Source organism: Hymenobacter aerophilus DSM 13606 (genome assembly GCF_000382225.1).
Classification (GTDB): domain Bacteria; phylum Bacteroidota; class Bacteroidia; order Cytophagales; family Hymenobacteraceae; genus Hymenobacter; species Hymenobacter aerophilus.
This window is the reverse complement of sequence record NZ_KB907808.1, coordinates 31,158-54,930: the sequence shown is the minus strand read 5'-3', so window position 1 is coordinate 54,930 and position 23,773 is coordinate 31,158. Positions and strand designations below refer to the sequence as shown.

The 23,773-nt window shown below is 58.6% G+C and carries 17 protein-coding genes and 1 pseudogene; 7 read left to right on the top strand and 11 right to left on the bottom strand.

Features of this window, described 5'->3' with window-relative positions; translation table 11 throughout:
- Positions 1-97: 97 nt before the first annotated feature.
- Positions 98-1,507, top strand: a complete 1,410-nt coding sequence (gene hslU, locus H145_RS0108475; RefSeq protein WP_019947711.1) for an ATP-dependent protease ATPase subunit HslU — start codon at positions 98-100, stop codon at positions 1,505-1,507.
- 184 nt (positions 1,508-1,691) lie between these two features.
- Positions 1,692-2,420: an SDR family NAD(P)-dependent oxidoreductase gene (locus H145_RS0108470; RefSeq protein WP_019947710.1), complete on the top strand. Its 729-nt coding sequence runs from the start codon at positions 1,692-1,694 to the stop codon at positions 2,418-2,420.
- 92 nt (positions 2,421-2,512) lie between these two features.
- Here H145_RS0108470 and H145_RS0108465 read toward each other — a convergent pair whose 3' ends face one another.
- The 6 genes and pseudogenes from H145_RS0108465 to H145_RS0108445 form a co-directional block, all read right to left on the bottom strand.
- Complete coding sequence (locus tag H145_RS0108465; protein WP_071595149.1) at positions 2,513-4,003, bottom strand: SusD/RagB family nutrient-binding outer membrane lipoprotein; 1,491 nt, start codon at positions 4,001-4,003, stop codon at positions 2,513-2,515.
- A 30-nt stretch (positions 4,004-4,033) separates the two neighbouring features.
- Positions 4,034-7,150, bottom strand: a complete 3,117-nt coding sequence (locus H145_RS0108460; protein WP_240471676.1) for a SusC/RagA family TonB-linked outer membrane protein — start codon at positions 7,148-7,150, stop codon at positions 4,034-4,036.
- A 320-nt stretch (positions 7,151-7,470) separates the two neighbouring features.
- On the bottom strand, positions 7,471-8,844 hold the full coding sequence (locus tag H145_RS0108455; RefSeq protein ID WP_019947707.1) for a RagB/SusD family nutrient uptake outer membrane protein: 1,374 nt from the start codon (positions 8,842-8,844) through the stop codon (positions 7,471-7,473).
- 32 nt (positions 8,845-8,876) lie between these two features.
- Positions 8,877-11,636 (bottom strand): annotated as a pseudogene (locus H145_RS22235) (SusC/RagA family TonB-linked outer membrane protein); the annotation flags it as partial.
- Between the two features lie 21 nt (positions 11,637-11,657).
- Entirely contained in the window at positions 11,658-12,062 is a 405-nt protein-coding gene (locus tag H145_RS22705; protein WP_019947705.1) for a carboxypeptidase-like regulatory domain-containing protein, read from the bottom strand.
- Between the two features lie 412 nt (positions 12,063-12,474).
- Entirely contained in the window at positions 12,475-13,347 is an 873-nt protein-coding gene (locus tag H145_RS0108445) for a dienelactone hydrolase family protein (RefSeq protein WP_019947704.1), read from the bottom strand.
- Between the two features lie 176 nt (positions 13,348-13,523).
- On the opposite strand from H145_RS0108445, the gene H145_RS20555 reads away from it, so the two are divergent.
- The 3 genes from H145_RS20555 to H145_RS0108430 are packed head-to-tail and all read left to right on the top strand — an operon-like array spanning position 13,524 to position 16,210.
- On the top strand, positions 13,524-14,303 hold the full coding sequence (locus H145_RS20555; protein ID WP_019947703.1) for a hypothetical protein: 780 nt from the start codon (positions 13,524-13,526) through the stop codon (positions 14,301-14,303).
- Positions 14,304-14,332: 29 nt separating this feature from the next.
- Positions 14,333-15,397 (top strand): sensor histidine kinase, encoded by a 1,065-nt coding sequence (locus H145_RS22700; protein WP_019947702.1) that lies wholly within the window; start codon positions 14,333-14,335, stop codon positions 15,395-15,397.
- 36 nt (positions 15,398-15,433) lie between these two features.
- The gene (locus tag H145_RS0108430; RefSeq protein ID WP_019947701.1) at positions 15,434-16,210 is read left to right on the top strand and encodes a LytR/AlgR family response regulator transcription factor; all 777 of its coding nucleotides are present in this window, start codon (positions 15,434-15,436) and stop codon (positions 16,208-16,210) included.
- 9 nt (positions 16,211-16,219) lie between these two features.
- On the opposite strand, the gene H145_RS0108425 is transcribed toward H145_RS0108430, so the two are convergent.
- Both H145_RS0108425 and H145_RS0108420 read right to left on the bottom strand, forming a co-directional pair.
- Positions 16,220-16,591, bottom strand: a complete 372-nt coding sequence (locus H145_RS0108425; RefSeq protein ID WP_019947700.1) for a cupin domain-containing protein — start codon at positions 16,589-16,591, stop codon at positions 16,220-16,222.
- Positions 16,592-16,617: 26 nt separating this feature from the next.
- Positions 16,618-16,854: a Kazal-type serine protease inhibitor domain-containing protein gene (locus H145_RS0108420; protein WP_019947699.1), complete on the bottom strand. Its 237-nt coding sequence runs from the start codon at positions 16,852-16,854 to the stop codon at positions 16,618-16,620.
- Positions 16,855-17,065: 211 nt separating this feature from the next.
- Between H145_RS0108420 and H145_RS23235 the strand changes: the two genes are divergently transcribed.
- Positions 17,066-17,500, top strand: coding sequence for a YtxH domain-containing protein (locus H145_RS23235; RefSeq protein WP_019947698.1), 435 nt, complete (start codon positions 17,066-17,068; stop codon positions 17,498-17,500).
- Positions 17,501-17,634: 134 nt separating this feature from the next.
- The gene (locus tag H145_RS20545; RefSeq protein WP_019947697.1) at positions 17,635-17,928 is read left to right on the top strand and encodes a YtxH domain-containing protein; all 294 of its coding nucleotides are present in this window, start codon (positions 17,635-17,637) and stop codon (positions 17,926-17,928) included.
- A 375-nt stretch (positions 17,929-18,303) separates the two neighbouring features.
- Here the strand turns inward: H145_RS20545 and lysS are convergent, their stop codons facing one another.
- From lysS to H145_RS0108395, 3 genes are all read right to left on the bottom strand, one after another.
- Positions 18,304-19,860 (bottom strand): lysine--tRNA ligase, encoded by a 1,557-nt coding sequence (lysS, locus tag H145_RS20540; RefSeq protein WP_019947696.1) that lies wholly within the window; start codon positions 19,858-19,860, stop codon positions 18,304-18,306.
- A gap of 272 nt (positions 19,861-20,132) precedes the next feature.
- On the bottom strand, positions 20,133-21,173 hold the full coding sequence (locus H145_RS0108400) for a hypothetical protein (RefSeq protein ID WP_026351365.1): 1,041 nt from the start codon (positions 21,171-21,173) through the stop codon (positions 20,133-20,135).
- A gap of 237 nt (positions 21,174-21,410) precedes the next feature.
- On the bottom strand, positions 21,411-23,555 hold the full coding sequence (locus tag H145_RS0108395; RefSeq protein ID WP_019947694.1) for a carboxy terminal-processing peptidase: 2,145 nt from the start codon (positions 23,553-23,555) through the stop codon (positions 21,411-21,413).
- Between the last annotated feature and the right edge of the window lie 218 nt (positions 23,556-23,773).

The window sequence follows — 23,773 nt, the reverse complement described above, 5'->3', positions numbered from 1 at the left end:
GCCGTTCAACGGTTATGGTCATTACAGTTCGCAAACTTATTCGGCTCCCGCGCCTTCTCACATTTTTCACATTCCGCACATTACCCACATTCTCCTTATGCTTGAATCCGCAGATTTTCTGACCCCGGCCCAGATTGTGGCCGAACTCGATAAGTACATCATCGGCCAGCACGAGGCCAAGCGTCACGTGGCCATTGCCCTGCGCAACCGTTGGCGCCGCCTGCGGGCCGCGCCCGAAATGCGCGACGAAATCGTGCCCAACAACATCCTCATGATTGGCTCGACCGGCGTGGGTAAAACCGAAATTGCCCGCCGTTTGGCCGGTATTTCCGGCTCGCCCTTCGTGAAGGTGGAGGCCTCCAAGTTCACCGAAGTCGGTTACGTGGGCCGCGACGTGGAGAGCATGGTGCGCGACCTGGTGGAGCAATCGGTGAACATGGTGAAGACCCGCCGCAAGGAGGAAGTGAAGGTGAAAGCGGCCGAACTGGTCGAAGAAGCCATCCTTGATATCCTGATTCCGCCCGTGACCGGCGCGCCCGGCGCGGCGACCAAGCCGGCTCTGGGCTTCCCCACCAACGCCGGCGAGGTGCCCGACTCCGACCAGGAGCTCAACGAGCGTACCCGCGAGCGGTTCCGCGAGAAAATCCGCAACGGCGAGCTCGACGACCGCAAGATTGAGATTCAGGTGCAGCAGGGCGGCGGCGGCATCAGCGTGCTGGGCGGCGCGCCCGGCGGCATGGACGAGGCCAGCATGGCCGGCATCCAGGATATGCTGGGCTCGATGCTGCCCAAGAAAACCCGCAAGCGCAAAGTAACCGTGGCCGAGGCCCGCAAGCTGCTCCTCGACGAGGAAGCCGCCAAGCTCATCGACATGGACGAAGTGAAGGACGAGGCCGTGCGCCACGCCGAGAACTCGGGCATCATCTTCATCGACGAAATTGACAAAGTGGCCAGCAGGAGCAGCAAGGGCGGCGGCCCCGACGTGAGCCGCGAGGGCGTGCAACGCGACCTGCTGCCCATCGTGGAGGGCTCGGCCGTGAGCACCAAGTACGGCATCGTTCACACCGACCACATCTTGTTCATTGCCGCCGGCGCCTTCCACGTGGCCAAACCCTCCGACCTCATTCCCGAGCTGCAGGGGCGCTTCCCCATCCGCGTCGAGCTGCAAAGCCTAAGCAAGGACGACTTCTACCAGATTCTAAAGGACCCCAAAAATGCCCTCACCAAGCAGTATGAGGCGCTTTTGCAGGCTGAAGACGTGGCGCTGACCTTCGAGGACGAAGCCCTGGAGCGCCTGGCCGAAATTGCGTTCGAGGTGAACAGCGAAGTGGAAAACATTGGCGCCCGCCGCCTGCACACCGTCATGAGCCGCCTGCTCAACGACATCCTGTTCGACGTGCCCGACAAAATCGGCGCCAATGCCCGCATCCTCATCGACCGCGCCCTGGTCGAGGAGCGCCTCACCGACATGGTCCGCAACCGCGACCTGAGCCAGTATATTCTGTGAGGTGAGCTGGTGAGATAGTGAAATGGTGAGTGCCGTTCAACGTCAGCCCAAGCACCCGCGTACGTATTGCGGAAGCTGGGCACGTTGAACGGCACTCACCATTTCACCACCTCACCATATCGCCTGAGCGGAGGCTGGGCACGTTGAACGGCACTCACCATTTCACCATCTCACTATCTCACCAATGCACTACTACCTCATCACCGGGGCCAGCCGGGGCCTGGGCCGGGCGCTGACCGAGGCCGCTCTGGCCCGACCCGATACCACCGTTATCGGCATCTGCCGCCATGCCACCATTGAGCACGAGCGGTACCGGCACCAGCCCCTCGACCTCTCGGACCTGGCAGCCGTGCAGCACAACCTGCATAAGGTATTCGCCGCCTTCCCCGACGCCAGCAGCCTCACGCTTATCAACAACGCGGCCGTACTGGGCGAAATCGGCTACCTGGGCGAGCAGCCCAACGAGCACTACGAATTTGTGTTCGATGTGAACCTGCTGGCCCCGGCCATGCTGATGAACACCTTCCTGAGTGCCTATCAGGGCCGCGAGTTGCCGCGCACTATCCTCAACATCAGCAGCGGCGCGGCCCTGCGCCCCATCGATGGCTGGGGCGCCTACTCGGCCTCCAAAGCTGCCCTCGATGCCCTCTCGCGCACCGCCCAGCACGAGCAGCAGCTGCGCGGCAGCGGCATCCGCATCCGCAGCCTCTCGCCCGGCGTCCTCGACACCGCCATGCAGGAACATATCCGCTCGGCCGATGCCCGCGACTTCAGCGAAGCCGATAAGTTCGTTGGCCTGCACCAGCAGGGCCAGCTGCGCAAACCAGAGAAGGTGGCAGAGCAAATTATGCGTTGGCTAAATGGGCCGGATCTGGGGCCGGAAGTGGTACTGCGGGTGGATGAACTGCTGTAGTTACTCCCGATTCGCACAATACAAAAGAGCCCCGGTCAAATTGACCGGGGCTCTCTTTGTAAAAGCAATCAGGTTACAGCACCTGGCAAAACTTAGTCTTCGGTGCCATCATCCCACCAAACGCCGTCCTGGATGGTAGCATCCGGAACATTAGCGCCATTGGTATCGATTTCGCTTTGTGGATATGGGAAGCGACGAGGGAAGAAAACCGTATTCTTCGGGTTGTTCAGCTTCGGAAAGCCCGTGCGGCGATAGTCGGTGTACGACTCGATAGCCTGATAGATGAAGAAGGCAATGTACTTCTGCTGCATCACGTCCTGCAGCGTCAGATTATCGGCACCCATAAACACGCGGTCACGGAAGCCTTTCGATTCGGCTGTCGTGCTGGTGCTTACCGAGCTGGCTGCACCTTTGGACATCAGGTCGGCATCAACTGCAGCAGTGTAGGCTGCATAAGCGCCGGTTTTGTCGCCTTTGCGCAGACGGGCTTCTGCCTCAATAAACTTCACTTCTGCGTACGTCATCAGGGGCTGAGGAGCCGTTGCATAGATGAGGTTTTCTGAAGGACGCGAGTAGTTGGTCCGGCCCTGGTCGTTTACAGCGGTGCCATTAGGCGCTGCCACCCGGTCCCCACCCTTTTTCCGACCTACCGGGTCGATCAGGAATGGAATGCGCGGGTCGTTGTCGTTGATGTTGGCATCGGTATCCGTGGTGGTGTTGCGCAGGATGTTGTAGAAGGTGGTGCTCACCGCGAAGTGGCTCCGGTCATTCTCTTCCTGGTACCAGGGGTTTTCGCCAATTGCAGTAGCCGTGTACTTAGAGAAAGTAAGGTTATCGGCTGGTGAGGCAAATGCGTTGGGCAACAGGGCTAGCACAGCATCAGCCGAGCCCTGTGGATCGCGCTTGCTCAAGTGGTTAGCCAGGCGCATCTTCAGCGTGTAGGCCGCCTTCGTCCATTTGGCAGCATCGCCGCTATAGAAGAAGTCGCCGGCGCCCGGAACGTTGGGAGAAGGCTTGGCCAGGTCGAGAATGGCGTCATCGAGCAGGGCGTTCAGGGCCTTATAGATGTCCTCCTGCTTGTCGTAAGCAGGCTTGAGCACCTCCGTCCCCTTATTGGCTTCGCTGTAAGGCACCCGGCCGAAAAGGTCCGTAGTTACGCTCATAACGTACGCCTTCAGCACTTTGGCAATGCCCACATAACGCCACGAACCAGCCTCGGCACCAGTTGAGCCCCGCTCAATCATGATGTCCAGATCCTGAAGCTCACTGGCGTAAATGTCGTTCCAGTTGTTGCTGGTGGCCGTTGCGTTGAACGAAGCGTTGCCACGCTTGTCGGCCTGCTCGAACTGCGCATGTACGCCCGTAGTCTGCTCTACAAATACCGCAGAGTACCAGGCCAGGTCGGTTCCCCAGACGCCGAAGGCAGCATCCACAGTTACCTGCGGCATCAGCAGGCTCAGCGGCGACTCCAGCGGCGAGTTGGGGTTGGTGTTGATTTCGTCCAGCTTATCGTCGGAGCAGGCACTGGCGCCAATGGCCAGGCCCAGCATCATCAGATAAGGGGTGAATTTTGAACGCTTCATATATAAAAGGGTCGAAAGTCGGAGAAGGAATTAGAAAGTAACGCGCAGCGAAGCACCGTAGGAACGCAGCTGCGGCAGGCTCACATACTCCAGGCCCTGGAAGTTGGTAGCACCACCCACGCTGGTTTCGGGGTCAAAGTTCGGGTAATCGGTAATCAAAAACAGATTACGACCAATCAGCGAAATGCTGGCGGCGCTGAATACTCCCGTTTTGGCTACCAGTGCCGGTGGGAGCGTGTAGGCCAGCGAAACCTCCCGCAAACGAACAAAGTCAGTTTTGTAGACATTGGTTTCATCAATGCCGTCCATGTAGAAGTTCCAGAAGTCCTGGTCGCGCTTGATGACTTTGGTGTTCTTCTCGTAGCCGGTCACATTACCCGCGTTGTCCGTCACTTCGGTTACGCCATCAAATACGTAATCCGACTCGCGGTCTTCAGTCGCCTTATCAACGCCGTAGAGCTTGGCCAGGCGGGTGTTGCCACCGTACTGCTGAGCGCCGCGGCGGGTGTCTACCTGAATCAGCATGCTCAGGCCCTTGAAGCTGAACGTGTTGGTTACGCCCAACTCGAACTTCGGCTGCACCTGCCCGATTACGCCGTTCTCGTCGTCAGCCAATGGATAGCCATCCGAGTCAACAACAATAGCTCCCGAAGGGCTGCGCTTGTAGCGCGAACCGAACAGCACCGGATACAGGTTGTTGACCTGAGCCCGTACGTTTGGCGTGACAAAGCCACCCAGGAAAATGTTGTCTACGCCTTCCGACAGCTGGTTTACCCGGTTGCGGTACTGCGTGTAGTTGGCCGTGATGTTCCAGTTGAAGCCTTCGGCACTCTGAATCGGCGTTACGCCAAGCGTAATTTCGTTGCCGTTGATTTCGATGTCGCCGGCGTTGATGAAGCGCGAGGTGAAACCGGTCGATGGAGCGGCGGGCGCCTCGAAAATCTGCCCTTCCGCCGTCGTCTTGAAGTACGAGTAGTCAACCGTTACGCGGTTGTTGAGGAAGCGCAGGTCAGCACCAAATTCCAGGTTCTGCAGGTTCACTGGCCGCAGGTCGCGGGTCCGGAGAATGTCGCTCTGGCTCAGGCCAATCTGGCCGTTGAAGGGGAAGTTGATACCATCGTTGAGGAAGCCGCTGCCAGCGCCACCCCGGTTGTATACCGTACGCGTAGCATAAGGAGCATCGGGTGCCTGCGCGGTTTCCGAATACGAAGCCCGCAGCTTGGCGAAGCTTACAATGTTTTCGGGCAGTTTGAAGGCCTCCGTTACAACGAAGCCCAGGCCTACTGCGGGGTAAAACTTCTTACGCTCATCGCGCTCCAGGTTGGAGATGTAATCCTGGCGCCCCGAGGCGTTCACGAAAATCATTTCTTTCCACGAAGCCGTCAGGTTACCGTAGAAACCTACCGTCCGGCGCCGGCTAATGCTTTCGCTGGTCGTCTGAGTGATGGTCGAGCCGATGTTACGCAGGCCGCCTACCGTAATACCCTGGCCCAGCATGTTCTGGAAACGGTTCCGGATATCGTAGAACTCGTTGCCGAGCAGTACGCTCAGGTTGATGTCCTCCGTGATGTTCTTGTCGATAGCCAGGTTGACGTTGGAGTTAACCTGGTTCTGAATTACGGAGTAGTCGTTAACCTGACCGCCCGAAGGAGTAGCGGTGCGGCCACCCGTGAAGCCGGAGCCCAGGTCGTATACCTCTTTGCCCTCCGTAGTGTATTGGTCGATACCAATCCGGTAGTTCAGCGACAGCCAGTCGGTGAACTTGTAGCTGGCGTTGGCGTTACCGAATATGCGGTTGGTGCGCTCGTTGAAGTAGTTGTGCGCCAGCGACCAGCGTGGGTTGTCGATGTTGCCCCGGTAGTTGATCTGCGAGAAAGGGTTGGTTTCACTCTCGTACGGGATGCCCCACATATCGTAGCTGCGCGGAGCGTAGTACAACGTAAAGAGCGGGTTCGAGGTATTAGAGCCACCGGGCAGCTTGTCGATATCGAGGCTCGAATAGTTGATCGAGGCTCCAATATTCAGCTTGGGGGTCAGCTTGAAGTCGCCGGCTACTTTAGCCGTGTAACGGTCCATGCCCGTCGACGGGATAATACCCAGCTGGTTGGTGTAGCCCAGACCAACAGCGTAGTTGCCGTAACCGCCGCTACCCTGCAGGTTCACAGCGTGGTTCATGGTGTGGCCCGTGCGGAAGAACGGATCGATGTTATCGTAGGCCTTACCCGGTACCAAAGGCTTACCGCCTTTATCGAGCACCGTTGGGTCCAGCTCCGTCAGGCGCGGGCCCCACGATAGGGAGGTGTTGCTGTTGAAGTCGCCGCCTGAGCCCTGCGCGTACGTGCTCTGCAGGTCGGGTAGTACCGATGGAAAGTCGAACGAGTAATCGGTGCTGTAAGAAAGCTGCGCAGGTTTATCGATGCCCCGGCCCCGCTTGGTGGTAATAACCACTACGCCGTTGGCGGCACGGTTGCCATACAATGCAGCCGAAGCACCACCCTTCAGTACCGAAATGCTCTCGATGTCCTCAGGGTTGATATCGAGGGCCCGGCTCGAACCATCGGTGCCGGATACCTCGCCGCCGAAATCAGAGTTGCTCTCAATTGGCAAACCATCCACCACATACAATGGCTGGTTGTTGCCGGTCAGGAAGCGGCTGCCACGGATAGTAATCTGCGAAGACGAGCCGGGCATACCGCTCGACGAGCGCACCGTTACACCCGCTACGCGGCCCTGCAGGGCGTTCGTAACGTTGGGCTGGCCCGCTTTCACAAGGTTCTGGCCTTCCAGCTGCTGTACGCTGTAGGTAAGCTCTCTGGCTTCTTTCTCAATGCCGAAAGCGGTTACAACTACTTCACTCAACTGCTTCGAATCGGCCGACAGCGCAACTGTAACCTGGTTGTCATCGCCAATTGGCCGCTCTACCGAAATGAAACCGATGGAGCTGAACACCAGCGTGCCGCCAGTAGCCGGCACGGTTAGCGTAAACGAACCATCGGAGTTGGTAGAAATACCATTGTTCGTACCCTTCAGAAGAACTGTAACTCCCGGCAGACCTTCACCGGTGTTCCGGTCGGTAACCCGACCCGAAACCGCTCTGGTCTGAGCAGCTACCTGGATAGCCGAAAAGGCTACCAGAGGTAGTGCCATGAGTAAGCTTTTTTTCATAAATGGAAAGTGAGAGAGTGATTGAATTAGTGGGTGACTAAAGAAAAGACCAGGCATTTGCATAGTCTATGAGTGAGCAAAATAGACATAAATCCATTGTTTAGCGAATTATAGCTGATTAGATGTGAAACTATTCTTTCCTCAGAACAATGGAGTTGCTTCATCATCTAGAAAATATGGCCTTGGAAGACTATTGGGACACAACAGGTAGTGCGTTTGAAAGGGAACGTAAAAGCCTGTGTTAAAGCAAAAAGGCTTCCCATCAACTGATGGAAAGCCTTTTTGCTTTTCTATATACCCTACTAGAAATTCGGATTCTGAACCAAGTTAGACAGCCGAACTTCCCGGATAGGAATAGGGAACAGGTTGCGGAACGTTTCCTTATAGGTAGGAAGCGCCGTCTGCACAGAATTAGTGCGGCGCAGGTCGTACCAGTAGCTGCCCTCATAAGCTAGCTCCAGGCGTCGTTGCAGCAAGATATCCTCGATAAGTGCTTCGGCGGTGGTGGCGGTGGTGGGTGCTAAGCCTGCGCGGGTCCGGATGATATCAAGCTGCGTGGTTGCCGTAGCGAGGTCGCCCGTGCGGGCCGCTGACTCAGCAATAGTGAGCACAACTTCCGCGTAGCGAACCACATTGAATGGGTCATCACCTGTAGCAGTGCGCGTGTATTTGAGGGTGACTTTGCTAGGCGATACCGTTCCGTTGGCTGCTACTTCGGGTGCTATATTGATAGGCAGCCGTTTGTCGCCGGATGGGTGAGCGGCAGCGAGGTTAGCTCCTGGGTCCAGCTCGTTTCTTCCCCCAGTCGTAAACCACCAGAAGGCATACAGATTTTTGTCGGTAGCACTAAAGCTCAACTGCCACAACGCATCGGTAGCTGTGCCGCTGGGTGCTGAGGCCGCGAATCCAGCCAGCGCAGGTACTTGGCCCGCAAACTTGAGGGCTTCGGGGTAATTGCGCATGCGCAACTCAAAACGTGCCCGCAAAGCCAGGGCTGCATTTTTAGTTACCCGCGAACCGGTGCCAGCGCTAAGGTTTTCGATGGCGAAGTCCAGATCGGTCCGGATGGCCGCCGCTACATCAGCTTCGGAGGAGCGGGGAATGGGCTGCGTATCGGGGCCGATAGACACGGTAGGGGTGAGGCGCAGTGGTACACCAAGCCCGTCGGGGTAACCGTAACCCTGCGACGTGCCGCCCCACAGGCCCAGCAGGTTCATGTAGCACAAGGCGCGAATAGCCCGTACCTGCGCCTGGGTAGCCAGCTTCGGGAAGGCGGGGTCATTGATCTTCTCGCTTTCCTGCAGCAGGTAGTTGGCCCGGTTGATGGTATTGTAAATGGCATCCCAGGTGTTCTGGACTTGGATATTATCAGCAGAGGTCTGATTCTGCGCAATCTGCCCCAGCGTCGTAGTGTAAGTGCCTACATGGAGTTCATCACCCGAAATGAGGTCAGAAATAGTTGGGAAAGCTACTCCGTAATAGTCAGTCAGCTGCAGGCCGTCGTACACGCCATTGAGGGCGGCGGCGGCATCTTCCTTGGTTGAGTAGCCGGTATCAGAGCTGATACTGTTTTGCGGCTCTACGTCGAGTGCTTTATCGCAGGCAACGGTGCCCAACCCCAGGCTCAGCAGCAGAGCCGAGCGGGTGGCGAATTTTCGAAGCGATGGTATATACATGGGTTGAAGAAGTCAGGAAATGAGTGCCCGGATTACAGGCCAAGAATGATACCTCCCGTGATGGTCCGGGCCTGCGGATAGGTGAAGAAGTCGGTGCCAGGAGATGTGTTGCTGCCACTGAACGTGCTTACCTCCGGATCCAGGCCCGAATATTTCGTGAATGTTACCAGGTTCTGCGACTGGGCATAGATGCGCACCGTGCGCAGGTGTAATCGGCTGGCCACGGGTTTTGGAAGGGTATACCCAAGCACTACATTCTTAAAGCGGGCAAACGAGCCGTCTTCCAGGAAGCGGGTAGAAGTACGCGTGTTGCTGTTTGGGTCGCCGGCTATTGCCCGCGGGATATCAGTATTGGTGTTGGTAGGCGTCCAACGGTTCAATACTGCCGCATCCTGGCCATAAGTAGTACTCATGCCTTCGGTGCTGGAGCGGGCGTTGTTGTAAATGTCGTTGCCCACGTTGAACTGCAGGAACGCCGTTAGATCGAAGCCCTTGTAGCGGAAGGTGTTATTGAAACCGCCGTAGAACTTGGCCTGCGCATTACCGATAATTTCCTGGTCGTCAGCCGTTACGCGGCCGTCGCCATTCAGGTCGACAAATTTAATATCGCCGGGCCGGGTAAGGGTCGACTGGTACACGCCGGTTTTGGAACCACTGTTCAGCGCCTCCAATTCGGCCTGCGTCTGGATGATGTGGTCAACCCGGTAACCGTAGAAAGCACCCAGTGGCTGGCCTACAATCAGGCGGCTGGCAAAGCCGGCAGCCTGTCCGGTCGGGTTATCATCCGACAGCTTGGTTACTTTGTTGCGGTTGAAGCTGATGTTGAAGTTGGTATCCCAGTTGAAGCCATCTCCTTCATTCTGGATGTTCAGCGTGGTGAGGGCGAACTCCACACCTTTGTTCTCGATGTTGCCAATGTTGGCACTGTAGCTGCGGAAGCCGGTATCGGAGGGCAGCTGCTGCGCTAGCAGCAGATCGTCAGTCTTGCGCTGGTAAGCGTCGGCCGACACGTAGAAACGGTTGCTCATGAAACCCACGTCGACTCCGAAGTTGAGCTGCTTGGTCCGCTCCCAGCGCAATTCGGGGTTAGCCAACTGGTTTAGGGCCAAGCCCCCTTGGTCGAGGTAGTTGTAGCCAACACCGATCAGACCCCGTGAGCCGAAGTTGCCGGTGGGCTGGTTGCCGGTTTCGCCGTAGCTACCCCGCAGCTTAAGTTCGCTCAGCACGGTTTGGTCTTTGAGGAAGCTTTCCTCGATAACACGCCACGCCCCCGATACTGCCGGGAAGTAGCCCACCTGGTTGTCGGCCCCGAAGCGCGACGAACGGTCGCGGCGAACGGAGAGCGTGAACAGGTAACGGCTCTTGAACGAATAGTCGACTTTACCCAGTAGACTGAAAAGCGCGTTGCCCGTGGCGGAGCTGGTGGCCGAGGTTTTGGTTGCACCGGCCGACAGCTGACGGATTGAATTACTTGGGAAACCTGTTGCCTGCGCATAGGTGTCCTGGTAGTTGTCGCGTTGGTATTCGGCAACAAGCAGGGCACTCAGCGAATGGTCGGTAGCGAAAATTTTGCTGTAGTTCAGCGAGCTGGTGTGGTTGTAGTTGATGTCTTGCAGGGTTGCCACCGTGGCCTCGCCGCGGGTGTTGGCGCCGGCGTTGGTTAGCGTCGAGTAGAAACGGTCATCGCGGCCGTAGGTGTAATCGAGGCCGAACATGGCCCGGTACTTCAGGTTTTTGATGAGCTCAAACTCAGTGTACTGCGTGCCGATAACCCGGTTGTTGACGCTCTTGATATAGGGCTCTTTGGCTGCAGCCACCGGGTTTTCCAATGAACCTACTTTGTAGTAAGTGCCGTTGGCATTGTAAATGGGCAAATCAGCGGCATACAAACGAGCCGTCGTAAGCACCCCGTAAATGCTGTTGTCGTTGTTGACGCGGTTGTTAATGCTGCTGGTCAGGCCAAGCGTCAGGCCCATGCGGATTTTATCCGACAGGTTGCTGGTAAGGGCCGTACGCACGCTGGCGCGTTTGAAGCCAGTGCCGACAATAACGCCTTCCTGATCGAAGTAGTTGGCGTTAATGCGGTACGTGCTTTGCGCCGAACCACCCGAAAAGGTCAGCCCATAATTGCTGATTGGAGCTGAGCGCGTTACTTCATCTATCCAGTTGGTAGAAGTGGCAGTGCTCGGGTTCTGAAACTGGCTCAGCGGCTGGATCGGTCCGGCATCTACATAGGAAGCCAGCCCATCGGAAACCGACGCATTGCCTGGACCATATACGTAGGCTGCCAGATCTTCTTTAGTCCGGAAAGTGAGCGTTTTGGAATAAGGGTAATTCCCGTTGGCATTTGCCGGATAGCGGTTCACCGCCTGATCAATAAAGAGCAATGTCTGCTGTTCGCCATTCAGGATATCCGGCTTTTTCCAGACCGACTGGGTACCGGTGTAGTATTCCAGATCAACCTGCGCTTTGCCTGCTTTGCCACGCTTGGTTGTAATGATAACGACCCCGTTGGAAGCGCGCGAACCATAAATAGCCGAGGCGGCAGCATCTTTCAGTACTTCGATGCTCTCAATGTCATTGGGATTGAGGTCGTTGAGGCCGTTGGTTAGCTGGTTGCCCGCGCCGAGCTGCGTGGTATTACCCGTGTTAATAGGCAAGCCATCCACTACGTACAACGGCTCGTTGCTGGCACCAATAGAAGCAGCGCCACGAATCCGGACAGAAATACCGGAGCCCGGCGTGCCCGAGTTTTGGAATACCTGCACGCCCGCTGCCCGACCCTGTAATGCCTGGTCGACACCGAGTACCGGCTAATCTTTAAACTCAGAAGACTTAATGGTTGCAATGGCGCCGCTAATCTCACGGCGCTCCTGCTGCTGGCCGTAGCCAGTAACTACTACCTCGCTCAACTGACGGCTGTCGGCCGATAAGCCAATAGTAAACTGGTTCTGGTCGCCGATTGCCTGCTCAACCGGCAAAAAGCCAACCGAGCTGAAAACGAGTGTACCGCCGCTGGCTGGCACCGTCAGCGTAAAGGTGCCATCCGAATTGGTTGATACGCCATTGGTCGTGCCTTTCTGGAGAACTGTAACCCCTGGAAGGCCCTGGCCCGTGTCACGGTCAGTGACCCGCCCCGAAACTGTTCTACTCTCTGTCTTACCGCTGGTAGCCGAAAAGGCTACCAGCGGTAAGACAGAGAGTAGAATTTTCTTCATGAAGAATGAGAAATTAATAAAGAAAGAGAAAAGGGGCGTTGTTGAAAGAAATTTACAAGGTGTATTTATGAAACTATGCTAAGATATGAAGGGGTTTGTTGAATTAGCAAACTATTTGATAATAAATGCTGGCATTTAGATGAACGTACTCTGCTGGCCAATGAACATCATTTCTACGGCGCCGAAAGAAGTGTCAGGCGTTCGGAAGTTTGTACTCCCAACGCCTTGATAAAAACACCCAGATAACCTTTGGGTGCAGCTATATATCAGGAGGCGACTAAACGAATGGCCTGTACTTCATGCCATTCCAATGTACAGCGGATACAACTGTCAACTTGATAGGATAACTGCCTAAAGTATATCAGCTTCAGTAGCCCAGTTCGCTTTCCTATTAAGCCATACAGGCCGCTGCCTACCCCCGTAGCTGCTGCCGGAACAGGTCCAGCGTGCGGCCCCAGGCCAGAGCGGCGGCTTCGGCGTTGTAGCGGGCGGGCGAGGTGTCGTTGTTGAAGGCGTGCTGTACGCCTGCGTACACGAACTGCTGGTACCTGGCGCCGGCCGATTTCAGCGCAGCTTCCCAGGCGTCTTTGCCGGCATTCACCCGGTCGTCTAGCTCGGCGTAGTGCAGCAGCAAAGGCGCTTTAATGGCGGCCGCTTCCGGGGCGGGGGGCTGGGTGCCGTAGTAGGCCACGGCGGCGTTTAGCTGCGGGTCGTGGGCGGCGAGGCGGTTGGCCAGCGCGCCGCCCCAGCAGAAACCCACGCAGCCGGTGCGGCCGTTGCAGTCGGGGCGCTGGCGCAGATAGGAGAGGGCGGCGAGGTAGTTGGTGAGGGTGCGGTCCTTATCGAGCTGGCCGATGAGGGTGCGGCCTTCGTCCTCGTCGGTCGGTGTGCCGCCGAATTCCGAGAGGCCATCGACGCCCAGGGCCAGGTAGCCGGCCTGGGCCACGCGGCGCGTAATGTCCTTGATATGCGGTGTCAGGCCCCGGTTCTCGTGGATGACAACCACGGCCCCGTGCTGCTGGTGGCCGGCCGGCTGCACGAGGTAGCCCTGCATGGTAACGCCCGCGGCGCCCGGCCAGGTTACGGTTTCCTCCTGCAGCTTTTTTCCGCCGGAGGCAGGGGCGGCTGTGGTGGCGGCCTGGGCGTAGCCGGGCTCCAGCGCGGCCAGGGCTGCGGCTGCCAGGACGGCGCTGCCGGTCAGCTGCTGGAGGCGGTCGAGGAAGTCGCGGCGGCTGAGCGGGGCGTGGGTGTACTCGTCGAAGAGGGCAATGATTCGCTGGTCCATGAGCGTGGGTAGATGGGCGGTGAGGGGAAAGGTAACGAATTGAAGGCAGGGCTCCGCACACTCGCGGCCGGATTTCCGGCACTCGCGCGATTTTTCCGGCACTCGCGCGAAAACACCTGCTTTCGGCCCCGGCAGCCCGCACCTTTGAAACATCATCCACCCCAAACCCTACTACTATGGATACCCAGAAACTGGCCCGCGACGTGAAATTCCTCAAGACCTACGCCCTGGGCGCTACCCTGGTGCCGGCAGTGGCCCTGCTGTGCGCTTTCGGCAAGCCCGACAAGCCCGTGCGCTTCGGTGAAATCAATGTGGAGCGCATCAACTTAGTGGAGCGCGATGGCACCGTGAAGATGGTGATGAGCAACAAGGAGCGGTTTCCGCAGGGCGTCACCATCGATGGGCAGCACATCGACTATGCCCGCAACAACCCCGGTATGCTCTTCTATAATGAGAAAGGCGAGGAGTGCGGCGGCCTCATTTTTGGCGGCAAAAAGGACAAGGACGGCAAGGTGTCGGCGGGCGGGCAGTTGTCGCTCGACCGGTTTGGGCAGGATCAGGTGATTGCGCTCAAATACCAGCAGGAAGGCAGCGGCTACCAAGCCGGCCTCACGTTCAATGACGCCCCTGAGGAGTCGTTGGCAGCCATGGAAAACAAATACAAAGATGCCACGCCCCAAGAGCAGAAGAAGGCCTTCCGGGAGGGCAAATATGGCCTGCTACCCCGCATGTTCGTGGGCACCACAATGGGCCGTTCCTCCGCCATGATAATGGCCGACCAGCGCGGCGAAACCCGCCTGATGCTGGTGGCCAACACCGACCAGTCGCTGCTCGATTTCAAGGACAGCCAGGGCCGCACCCGCCTTAGCATCGGGGTCGATAAAAACAACCAGCCGGTGCTGCGCTTCCTCGACGAGCAGGGCCAGGAGGTGAAGCAGCCGGTAGCAGCCAAATAACGGCACGGGGCGTATCTTTTCGGCCGGTTATGCGCAAGTCCATCTGGTTTTACGGGTTTCTGCTGGGGCTGGCCACGCTGCTGGCGGTGTTCACGCGCCTGACGCTGGCCGGCCGGGCCGAAGATTTTCAGCTCTTCCCCGATGCCCCGTTCTGGCTGTTTCTGCAGGCGCTGCTCATTGTGTACCTGCTCGATACGCTCGACCGGCGGGCCCGGCGCCGGCAGGTGGCCGCCGAGGGCGCCGGCTACTACCTGCGGCTGCTGCTGGGCGGCGGGCTGCTCTACGCGCTGCTGATGCAGACGCTGGGTCTGACCATTGCCTTCGGCTTCAGCTGGCTGCCGGCGGGCCGGGCCTTCGACTGGGGCTGGTACCGGCTGGTGCGGGGCCTGTTTCTCGACCTGTTCTATTACCTGATGGTGGGCGGCATCTACCTGCCGTTTCTGTATCAGCAGCACGCGGCCCGGCTGCGGCTGGAGCTGGAGCAGCTGGAGAAAGAAGCCACCGAGGCCCGGCTGCGGGCGCTGCAGCAGCACGTCGACCCGCACTTTCTGTTCAACAACCTCAACATCCTGGCCGCCCTCATCGAGCCCGAAAATGCGGCCGCCCACGACTACGTAACGCACCTGGCCAGCCTTTACCGCTACCTGGTGCGCACCCGCAGCCTCGATGCCGTGCCGCTGACCGAGGAGCTGGATTTCCTGCGCGACTACCAGTTTCTGCTGCGGCGCCGGTTCGGGTCGGCGTATATATTCGAGGAAGACATACTAGTACCGGCCGCCGAGCTGCCGCAGCTGCTGATTCCGCCCGGGGTAGGGCAGGAGCTGCTGACTAATGCCCTCAAGCACAACCTGGGCAGCCGTGCCCGGCCGTTGCGGGTGCAGCTCATCATCACGGCCACCAGCCTGGAGGTGCGTAATGCCCGCCAACCCCGGCCCGTGCCCGCAACCGGCGAAGGCAGCGGCCTGGCCGGCCTGCGCGCCCGGCTGGCTTTGCTACACGATGTGCCGGTGCGGGTAGAGGAGTCGGCCGAGTGGTTTAGCGTGGTGCTGCCGCTGGGCCGGCTGGCCCCTGCAACTGCCTCCGCGCCGGCGTAACGGCCGCTTTCGTCTCTGCAAATTTCCTTTCTGCCTATGCTCCGCCTGCTGCTCATTGAAGACGAGGAACCCGCCCTCGACCAGCTCCGCCGCTTTGCCCTGCGCTACGCCCCCGATGCTACCGTGGTAGGCGAGTGCCAGCAGGTGGGCGAGGCCGCCGACTTCCTGCGCCAGCACCCGGCCCCCGACCTGATTCTGTCGGATATTGAGCTGCTCGACGGCAACGTGTTCCAGCTGTTCGGGCAGGTTTCGGTCAGCAGCCCCGTCATCTTCGTCACGGCCTACGACTCGTTTCTGGTGCAGGCCTTCGAGCAGAACGGCATTGCCTACGTGCTCAAGCCGGTGCAGTACGCGCAGTTTGCGGCGGCCATGCAGAAGTTCGAGCGGTTGCGGCAGTCGTTTCAGGGGGCGGCGCTGCAGCAGCTGGCCGCCACGCTGGGCGCGGCCGCACCGGCCGCCGCGGGGCCGGCCTACAAGCAGCGGCTCGTGAGCAAAACCCGCCAGGGGCTGTATATACTGGAGGTGGCCGAACTGCGGTACTTTCAGCTGCGCAACGGCGTCACGCACGCCTTCGATGCGCAGGACAAGAGCTTCGTGCTCAACGAAAGCCTCAGCCAACTCGAAACCCAGCTCGACCCGGCGCAGTTCTTCCGGCTCAACCGCACCGAAATGGTGCAGCTCAACGCCATCGAGCGGCTGGAGCCTTACTTCAACGACACGCTGATAGTGCACCTGAAAGGCCCCGGCGCCGTGGCCCTCACGGCCAGCACCCACCGCACGCCCGAACTGCGTCGCTGGGTAGGCCTCAAGTGACAAAAGCGGCTACTCTTCCTCACGGTTTACCGTGGCCGGGCTGAAGGCGGGCACGCAGATGGACCAATACTCGCACTCGGCCTCGAAGGGGTTGGAGTAGCGTACCCGCGCCCCAGCCTTAATCAGCAACGACTCGCCCGCGCCCAACTCCACCACGTCGCCGTCAATTTCGAACCGCTTGCGGCCACGCACCACAATGGTTACCTCGTCGAATTCGGGGCGCTGGTGGGGCTCGCTCCATTGGGGCGGAGCCACCATGTGGGCCACGCTGTACTGGCTGGTGCCGGTACTGGCCTGGCCGATGTGCTCCTCGATGAGCTTGCCATCGGTGGTCGGTACAACAAAGGGGTTCTGCTGGCGGAAATAGCGTTTTTCAGACATCGGTAGAAGTGGTAATAGCGGACAACTCAGTTGGCGCACTGGCCTTCGGTGTAGCTGGTAACCCCGGCGTTGGTGGCTACGCAGCTGTTGCTGTAGGTTTTTCCATCGCAGCCGCACACCGGCATATACTCCATGGTGCAGATGGCATCGGGCCGGATTTTAGCCGGGTCGATGCACGGCTTTGCAGTGGTGCTGGAAGCGGTGGGCTGGCAGGCCAGCAGGGCCGGCGCAAGCAGCAGGCAATAGCAGAGGCGGGTTAGCATGGGGCGAAGATAGCAGGGTTGGAGGTACACCGGAACCGATTAGTACGGCAGTATAGACGTTTCGGTATTTTTCCGTCTGATTTTTCCGACTCCATATAACCCCGCCCGTTTAGCTTCGTATAGGGAGCCATACCCGGAGGCCAGGGCCGCTCCACAGGCTCCTTTGCTCCGCTCCTCCCGAAACCTATTTCCAACTTTCTCTCCCAAAATCATGTCGTATAACGAAGAAGACAACTCCGGTAAAATTCTCCTCGCTGCTATTGCCGGTGCCGGCGCCGGTATCATTGCCGGCCTGCTGATGGCCCCTGACAAAGGCAAAGCCACCCGCGATAAAATCGGTAGCGCCGCCACCAAGTACAGCGGCCAGCTCGGCGACCAGCTCGCCAAGTACGGCGAAGACCTCGACTCCAAGTTCAAGGGTTACATCGAGAAGCTCGAAGATATGGGCCTGACTGGTTCGGGCAGCAGCCTGAAGCTGAAAGGCAACTGGGACGACCTCAAGGGCAAGCTGAAGCAGCAGTACGCGCAGCTCACCGACGAGGACCTGACCTACGCCGACGGCAAAGGCGACGAGCTGATTGGCCGCCTGCAGAACAAGCTCGGCAAAGCCAAGAGCGAAGTAGTAAAGATGCTCAACGACCTGTAGGTCGAGCTTTTTAAGTAGTAAACGCCTCTGCTCTTCTGAAGGGCAGAGGCGTTTTGCGTAAACCCGCCCGCGTTTACCGCGTTGTACAGGCAGGCGGCCGCAGTGGCCGATTCTCACCGCAAACCCTTTTTCTCATGCAAGACACGAAAGGCAAAGTAATCTTCTCGCTGTTGGCCGGCGCCACGGCCGGCATCGTGGCCGGCCTGCTGCTGGCCCCCGAAACCGGCGACGAAGCCCGCGCCGATATCAAGGAGTCGGCCGGCAAATTCAACAAGGATTTGGCCCGGCTGCTGAAGGAGGGCAAAGCCCGACTGGATTCCTTCACCGGCAAGCCCGCCACCACCGGGCATCAGCAAGCCGACCGTACGGCCGCCGACGACCTGCTCAACTCCATGAAGCAGCCCACCGGCCCCGGTGCCAACATCTAATCTACTAATTGCGCCAACAGTGTAACCTTACGCTGGGCGGTGCCGTAAACCCATATACAAGCCACCTGAAAGAGGGGCGGAGAAACCATAGCAGCAAAATTGCCGGCCGTTAAGCTTCTGGCAGGACCTGGTTAAACAGTCTGACAGTAAAATTAATCGTTGCCCATCGCACATTTCTGCTACGGTCCTGCCCTGAATGGTAGGTGGTTTGTAAAAAGAAAGCCTCTCGTCCTTATTGACGGGAGGCTTTCTGCTTTTATGGTGGAAATACATTTGTTATCCTGAGCCTAGCGAAGGACCTATACAGAAGGTACCGTTTGATAATAGCTTCTGTATAGGTCCTTCGCTCCGCTCAGGATGACAAACGGGGTGGGCTTACTGCTCGGGGTGCGGCGCGTTTTCCGATTTGGTGTATTCGGGCTTCATCTGCGGGAAGAAGAGCACGTCCTGAATCGAGTTGGAGTTGGTCATAATCATGCTCAGCCGGTCAATGCCGATGCCCAGGCCGGCTGTGGGTGGCATACCGTACTCGAGGGCCCGCAGGAAGTCCTCGTCGAGCACCATGGCCTCGGTGTCGCCGCGCTTGCCCAGCTCCAGCTGCTCCTCGAAGCGGGCGCGCTGGTCGATGGGGTCGTTGAGCTCGGAGAAGGCGTTGCAGATTTCCTTGCCGTTGCAGATGGCCTCGAACCGCTCCACCAAGCCCGGCTTGCTGCGGTGCTTTTTGGCCAGCGGCGACATTTCCACCGGGTAATCGGTGATAAACGTGGGCTGAATCAGTTTGGGCTCGACGTGCTCCCCGAAGATTTCGTCGATGATTTTGGCCTTGCCCATGCTTGGGTCGAGGCCTACTTTCAGGTCTTTGGCGGCGGCGCGCAACTCATCCTCACTCTTGCCTTCAATGTTGAAGCCGGTGAAGTGCTCGATGGACTCGGCCATCGTGTAGCGCTTCCAGGGGCGCTGGAAGTTGATGAGGTTGTCGCCCACCTGCACCTCGGTTTTGCCGTGCAGTGCCAGGGCCACGCGCTCCACCATTTCCTCCACCAAATCCATCATCCAGTAGTAGTCTTTGTAGGCTACGTACAGCTCCATCTGGGTGAACTCGGGGTTGTGGAAGCGGCTCATGCCCTCGTTGCGGAAGTCCTTCGAGAACTCGTACACGCCATCAAACCCGCCCACAATCAGACGCTTGAGGTACAGCTCGTTGGCAATCCGCAGGTACAGCGTCATGTCGAGCGTGTTGTGGTGCGTTTTGAAGGGCCGCGCCGCCGCGCCGCCGTACAGCGGCTGCAGAATCGGCGTTTCCACCTCCAGGTAGCCTTTGTCATTGAGGTAGTTGCGCATGGCCTGCACCAGCTGGGTACGCTTGATGAAGGCTTCGCGCACGTGCGGGTTCACCACCAGATCTACGTAGCGCTGGCGGTAGCGCTGCTCGGGGTCGGTGAAGGCGTCGTAGGTAATTTTCTCACCCGTCGCCTCATCAACGCGCTCCTTTACAACGGGCAGCGGGCGCAGGGCCTTGCTAAGCACCGTCAGGCCCGTTACGTGCACGGACGTTTCGCCCACCATCGTTTTGAACACCCGGCCGGTTACGCCGATAAAGTCGCCCAAATCGAGCAGCTTCTTGAACACTGTATTGTACAGCTCCTTGTCGTCGCCGGGGCAGATTTCGTCGCGGTTAATGTACAGCTGAATGCGGCCCGAAGCGTCCTGCAGCTCGGCAAACGAGGCCTTGCCCTTCACCCGCACCGACATCAGCCGGCCCGCCAGGCGCACATCCTGGAAGTTGTTGAGCTCGACGTGGTAGTTGTCGAGAATCTCCTGGGCGTAAAAATTTACATCGAACAGCTCCGAAGGGTAGGGCTCGATGCCGAGCTGCTGCAGCTCGGTTAGTTTATTGCGCCGGATAATCTCCTGTTCGCTGAGGTGCTGCATAGGGCGAGGGGGTAGCGGCCCCGCGAGGGGCGGGGCGAAGTCAAGCCGCAAAAATAGCGCAGCCCGCCCGCCTAACCTAACTGCTGATTTAGGCTATTAGCTTTTAGCTAATAGCTGTTAGCTTTTGGGCTAATTAAAACAGGTAGTAAACGCAAAAAGCGCCGACCCAGTGGGCCGGCGCTTTGGTATATATGGAGTAGGGCAAGGACGCTATAATGATGAGCGCTAAGCCGGAGGAAAAGCTAACAGCTATAAGCTAATAGCTCAGGAATCTATGCGGCCATGCGCAGTACCGGCGTCTCGTCGTCGGTGAGCTGCGGGGCTACGCGGGTGCGCAGACGCTCCTCCACAAACGAGTTCTGCAGATGGCGGGGAAGCTCGGCGACCAGCTGCTCATAGCGCTCCAGGCCCAGGGCCTTGGCCACGTAGGTTTCGTGGATGCCGTTGAGGTAGCTCACAATATCGAGCAGCGACTGGTGGAAAAGGCTGAAGTCGATATCGGCCTCCACGAAGCGCTCAATCTCGCGGCTGGTCTGCGAGATGCGCAGGCGGCCCAGCAGGTCGAAGAGGGTGGTGTAGCCCAGCCGCCAGGTAATCTGCTGCCAGTGCGAAGGCGTCCACTTATCGAGCACCTTGCCGGTTTTCTGGCTGCGCAACGCAGTGTTGGGGTTGGCCTGCACCTGCTGGCGGGTGGCCTTGGCCTTGATGGTGCGGGTGGTGCGCAGGAACTGCCCGATCTGCGCCTGCGCATCGATTTCCTTGCCCGCAATCTGCAGGCCCGCCTTGTAGCCGGCCAGCGGCAGCCGGTGGATGCTGAAGTCGCCGTAGGCCCCGGCGGCGTAGAACGAGATGGGGCGGGGGTAGGCATTGCGCACCACCAAGCGGCCTACTTCGCGCCGTACCAGCGCCGGATTGCTGCTGCGCACGCCGGTGGTATACAGGAAAGCCTGCAACCCGGCCGTAATGGTGTGGTAAGCCTGCGGGAAGGTCCAGTGCAGGGCGTTGCGCAGGTAGTCCTCGTCGCCCAGCTCGGCCGTGGCCCGCAGCGCGTACTCGGTGCTCCAGCTGGCGTGCAGCAGCTTAGTCACGGCCTGCACGTCGGCTTCGGTAAGCTCGGCCTGGTGGGCGCGGAAGTAGGGCAGATGGCGCAGACCGCCCTGCGCGTCGTCGGCCTGCTGAATGTGGTAGTTGATGGCGAAGAAGTAGTTGAGAAACACCTGGGCCGGAATCGATTTGCGCCAGGTTTCCTCGGCTTGCTTCTGCTCCTCGCTGATGAGGGGAATAATCGGAGTTTCCATGTCTGTCGTCGTCATGTTTAGTAAACCATCTGACGCAAATATAAGTTCTTATTTGCTAAAAATATTGACAAGAATTACTATAAGATTTAGTGCTGATTTTCAGTTAATTATAAAGTAAAAATATGTATTAGTTGGTTTCGTTTGTCAAGGCTTATTTGCTAATGGTAGTGGGGCGCGTGGTAAGGGTCCAAAAAAGCCTCCCGGACAACGTCCGGGAGGCTTGCAGGTTGGCGGTTGAAGCCGCTAGCAGGCTTAGATTTCGTCCTGGAGCACAGCTACGGCTTCGCGCAGCGTAATGTCCTTGGTCAGCGGCTTCACAAAGCGCGAGGCCCGGTTCACCTTGATGGTGTCGGCTCCAATCTGGCGCAGGTCGAAAGCCAGCGGCGCAATGGCCATCGGCTGGGCCGCGTTCTGAATGGCCTCGTACTTGTCGGCCTCAGCCTTGGCCTGCTGCTGCTCGGCGCGGTAGCTGGCCAGCTGCAACGACATCTTGGTGTCGTCCTTGCGCTTTACCATGCGCTGCACCATATCGGAGAGCTGCTTGAAGCTGGCGTTGCTGTTCACGCGGGCCAGGCTGGCCTGCCGCAGCTTGTCGATGGGCGGGTTGCCGGCCCAGGCGCGGTAGCGGGCAGGCGTAATTTCGTCCCACTTCAGCGCGTACTCCTGGCTTTTCTCGCCCTGGTCGAGGTAGCTGTAGGCGTCGGGCAGGATGATGTCGGGCACTACGCCTTTAAACTGGGTCGAGCCACCGTTGATGCGGTAGAACTTCTGGATGGTGAGCTTGAGCGAGCCGAAAGGCTTGATGCTGTTAAACTCGGCGGGCAGCGCGTCGTCCAGATCAATGATGCGCTGCACCGTGCCCTTGCCGTAGGTGCTGGCCGAGCCCATAATCACGCCGCGCTTGTAATCCTGAATGGCGGCGGCCAGAATCTCGGAAGCCGAGGCGCTGTACTTGTTCACCAGCACAATCAGCGGACCGCTGTACTGCACCCGCGGGTCGCGGTCGTTGAGGACGGTAGCCGAACCCTGGCTGCCACGCACTTGCACAATCGGGCCGCTGTCGATGAACAGACCGGCCATTTCTACGGCGTCCTGCAGCGAGCCGCCACCATTAAAGCGCAGGTCGAGCACGATGCCCTTCACGTTCTCGGCCTTCAGTTTCTCCAGCTCCTTCTTCACGTCGGCTGCCGAGCTACGGCCGCCGTTGTCGTTGAAGTCGGCGTAGAAGTTGGGCAGCTTGATGTAGCCTAGCTTGTTGCCGTTGTCGTTGATGGTGGCCGACTGAGCGTAGGTTTCCTCAATTACTACCACATCGCGCACGATGGGAATGATTTTGGTGCTGTTGTCGGGCTTGCGCACCGTCAGGCGTACTTCGGTGTTCTTGCGGCCCCGGATAAGGGTAATGGCCTTATCCAGACGCCAGCCTTCCACCGATACGGGCTCGTCGGCACCCTGCGCCACGCGCAGAATCACGTCGCCCGCTTTCAGCTCGCCCTGCCGGTACGAGGCCGAGCCGGGCACGATGTCGTTTACCCGAATATTGCCGTCCTTCTCCTGCAGCGTGGCGCCAATGCCTTCGAAACGGCCGGTCATGGCAATGTCGAAATCGTCTTTCTGGCGCGGCGCAAAGTATTCGGTGTGCGGATCGTAGGTGTTGGCAATGGCGTTGGCGTACATCGCCAGCCGGTCGGCCGCCTCCGTCTGCTCTAGGTCGTGGAAGTAGTCGTCGAAGTACTTCATCACCCGCTTGCGGGCTTCCGCCTCCATCTGCACGGGCGTCAGCACCGGGCTTGATACGGTAGCCTCCGAGGGTTTGGCTTTGGTAGAGGCCAGCGGCTTGTCCTTTTTGGCCTGCTCGTCCATTATTTCCGAGAGGCGCACCATGGTCTGGTACTTCAGGAACTTGCGCCACTCTTCGCGCTGGGCGGCCGGCGTGGCGGCAAAAGTGATTTTGTCGGGCTCGGTTTCGAAGGTTTCGGGCACCGTAAAGTCAAACGGCTTGGCCAGCACCTCGCGGTAAATTCCCTGCACATCCTTTACGCGCTGGGCCATGAGCTTGGTGCTCATATCGAGGTACTCGTGGGTACCGCGGATAATCTGGTTGTCGATTTCGTTCTGGTACTGGCGCAGCTGCTGCACGTCGGTAGCCAGCAGAAATTTCTTGCTGCCATCAATGCGCTTGAGGTACAGGTCGAAAACGCGCTTGGAAAACGCATCGTCGAGGCGCTCGGGCTGGTAGTGCGCCTGCGAGAGCCCCTGCACCATCGCCTTGATCAACACCTCATCCTTCTGGAGGGGCTGTGTATCGTTGCGCCGGTAGAGCTTGTAGGAAGCCAGCACGAAAACGGCCAGCAGGACCGAAACGTAGAGGCCTATTTTGATGCGGGGTACAGACATAGAACAGGAAAAGAGGAATTTGAAAGACGAGCAGCAGCGCCGCCACCAGCTACAAGACGGACCAGTGCAACCAGATAACGCACCGAACTGGAAAATAAGTGCCTAAAGCCTTATTGTACCTAAACCCGCAACCAACAATATGTTTCGGGCGCCGCGGCCTACTTGGCGAGGGTGAATATAGTGGTTCAGCAAATAGAAGCCCAAAACTCTTCTAAAGG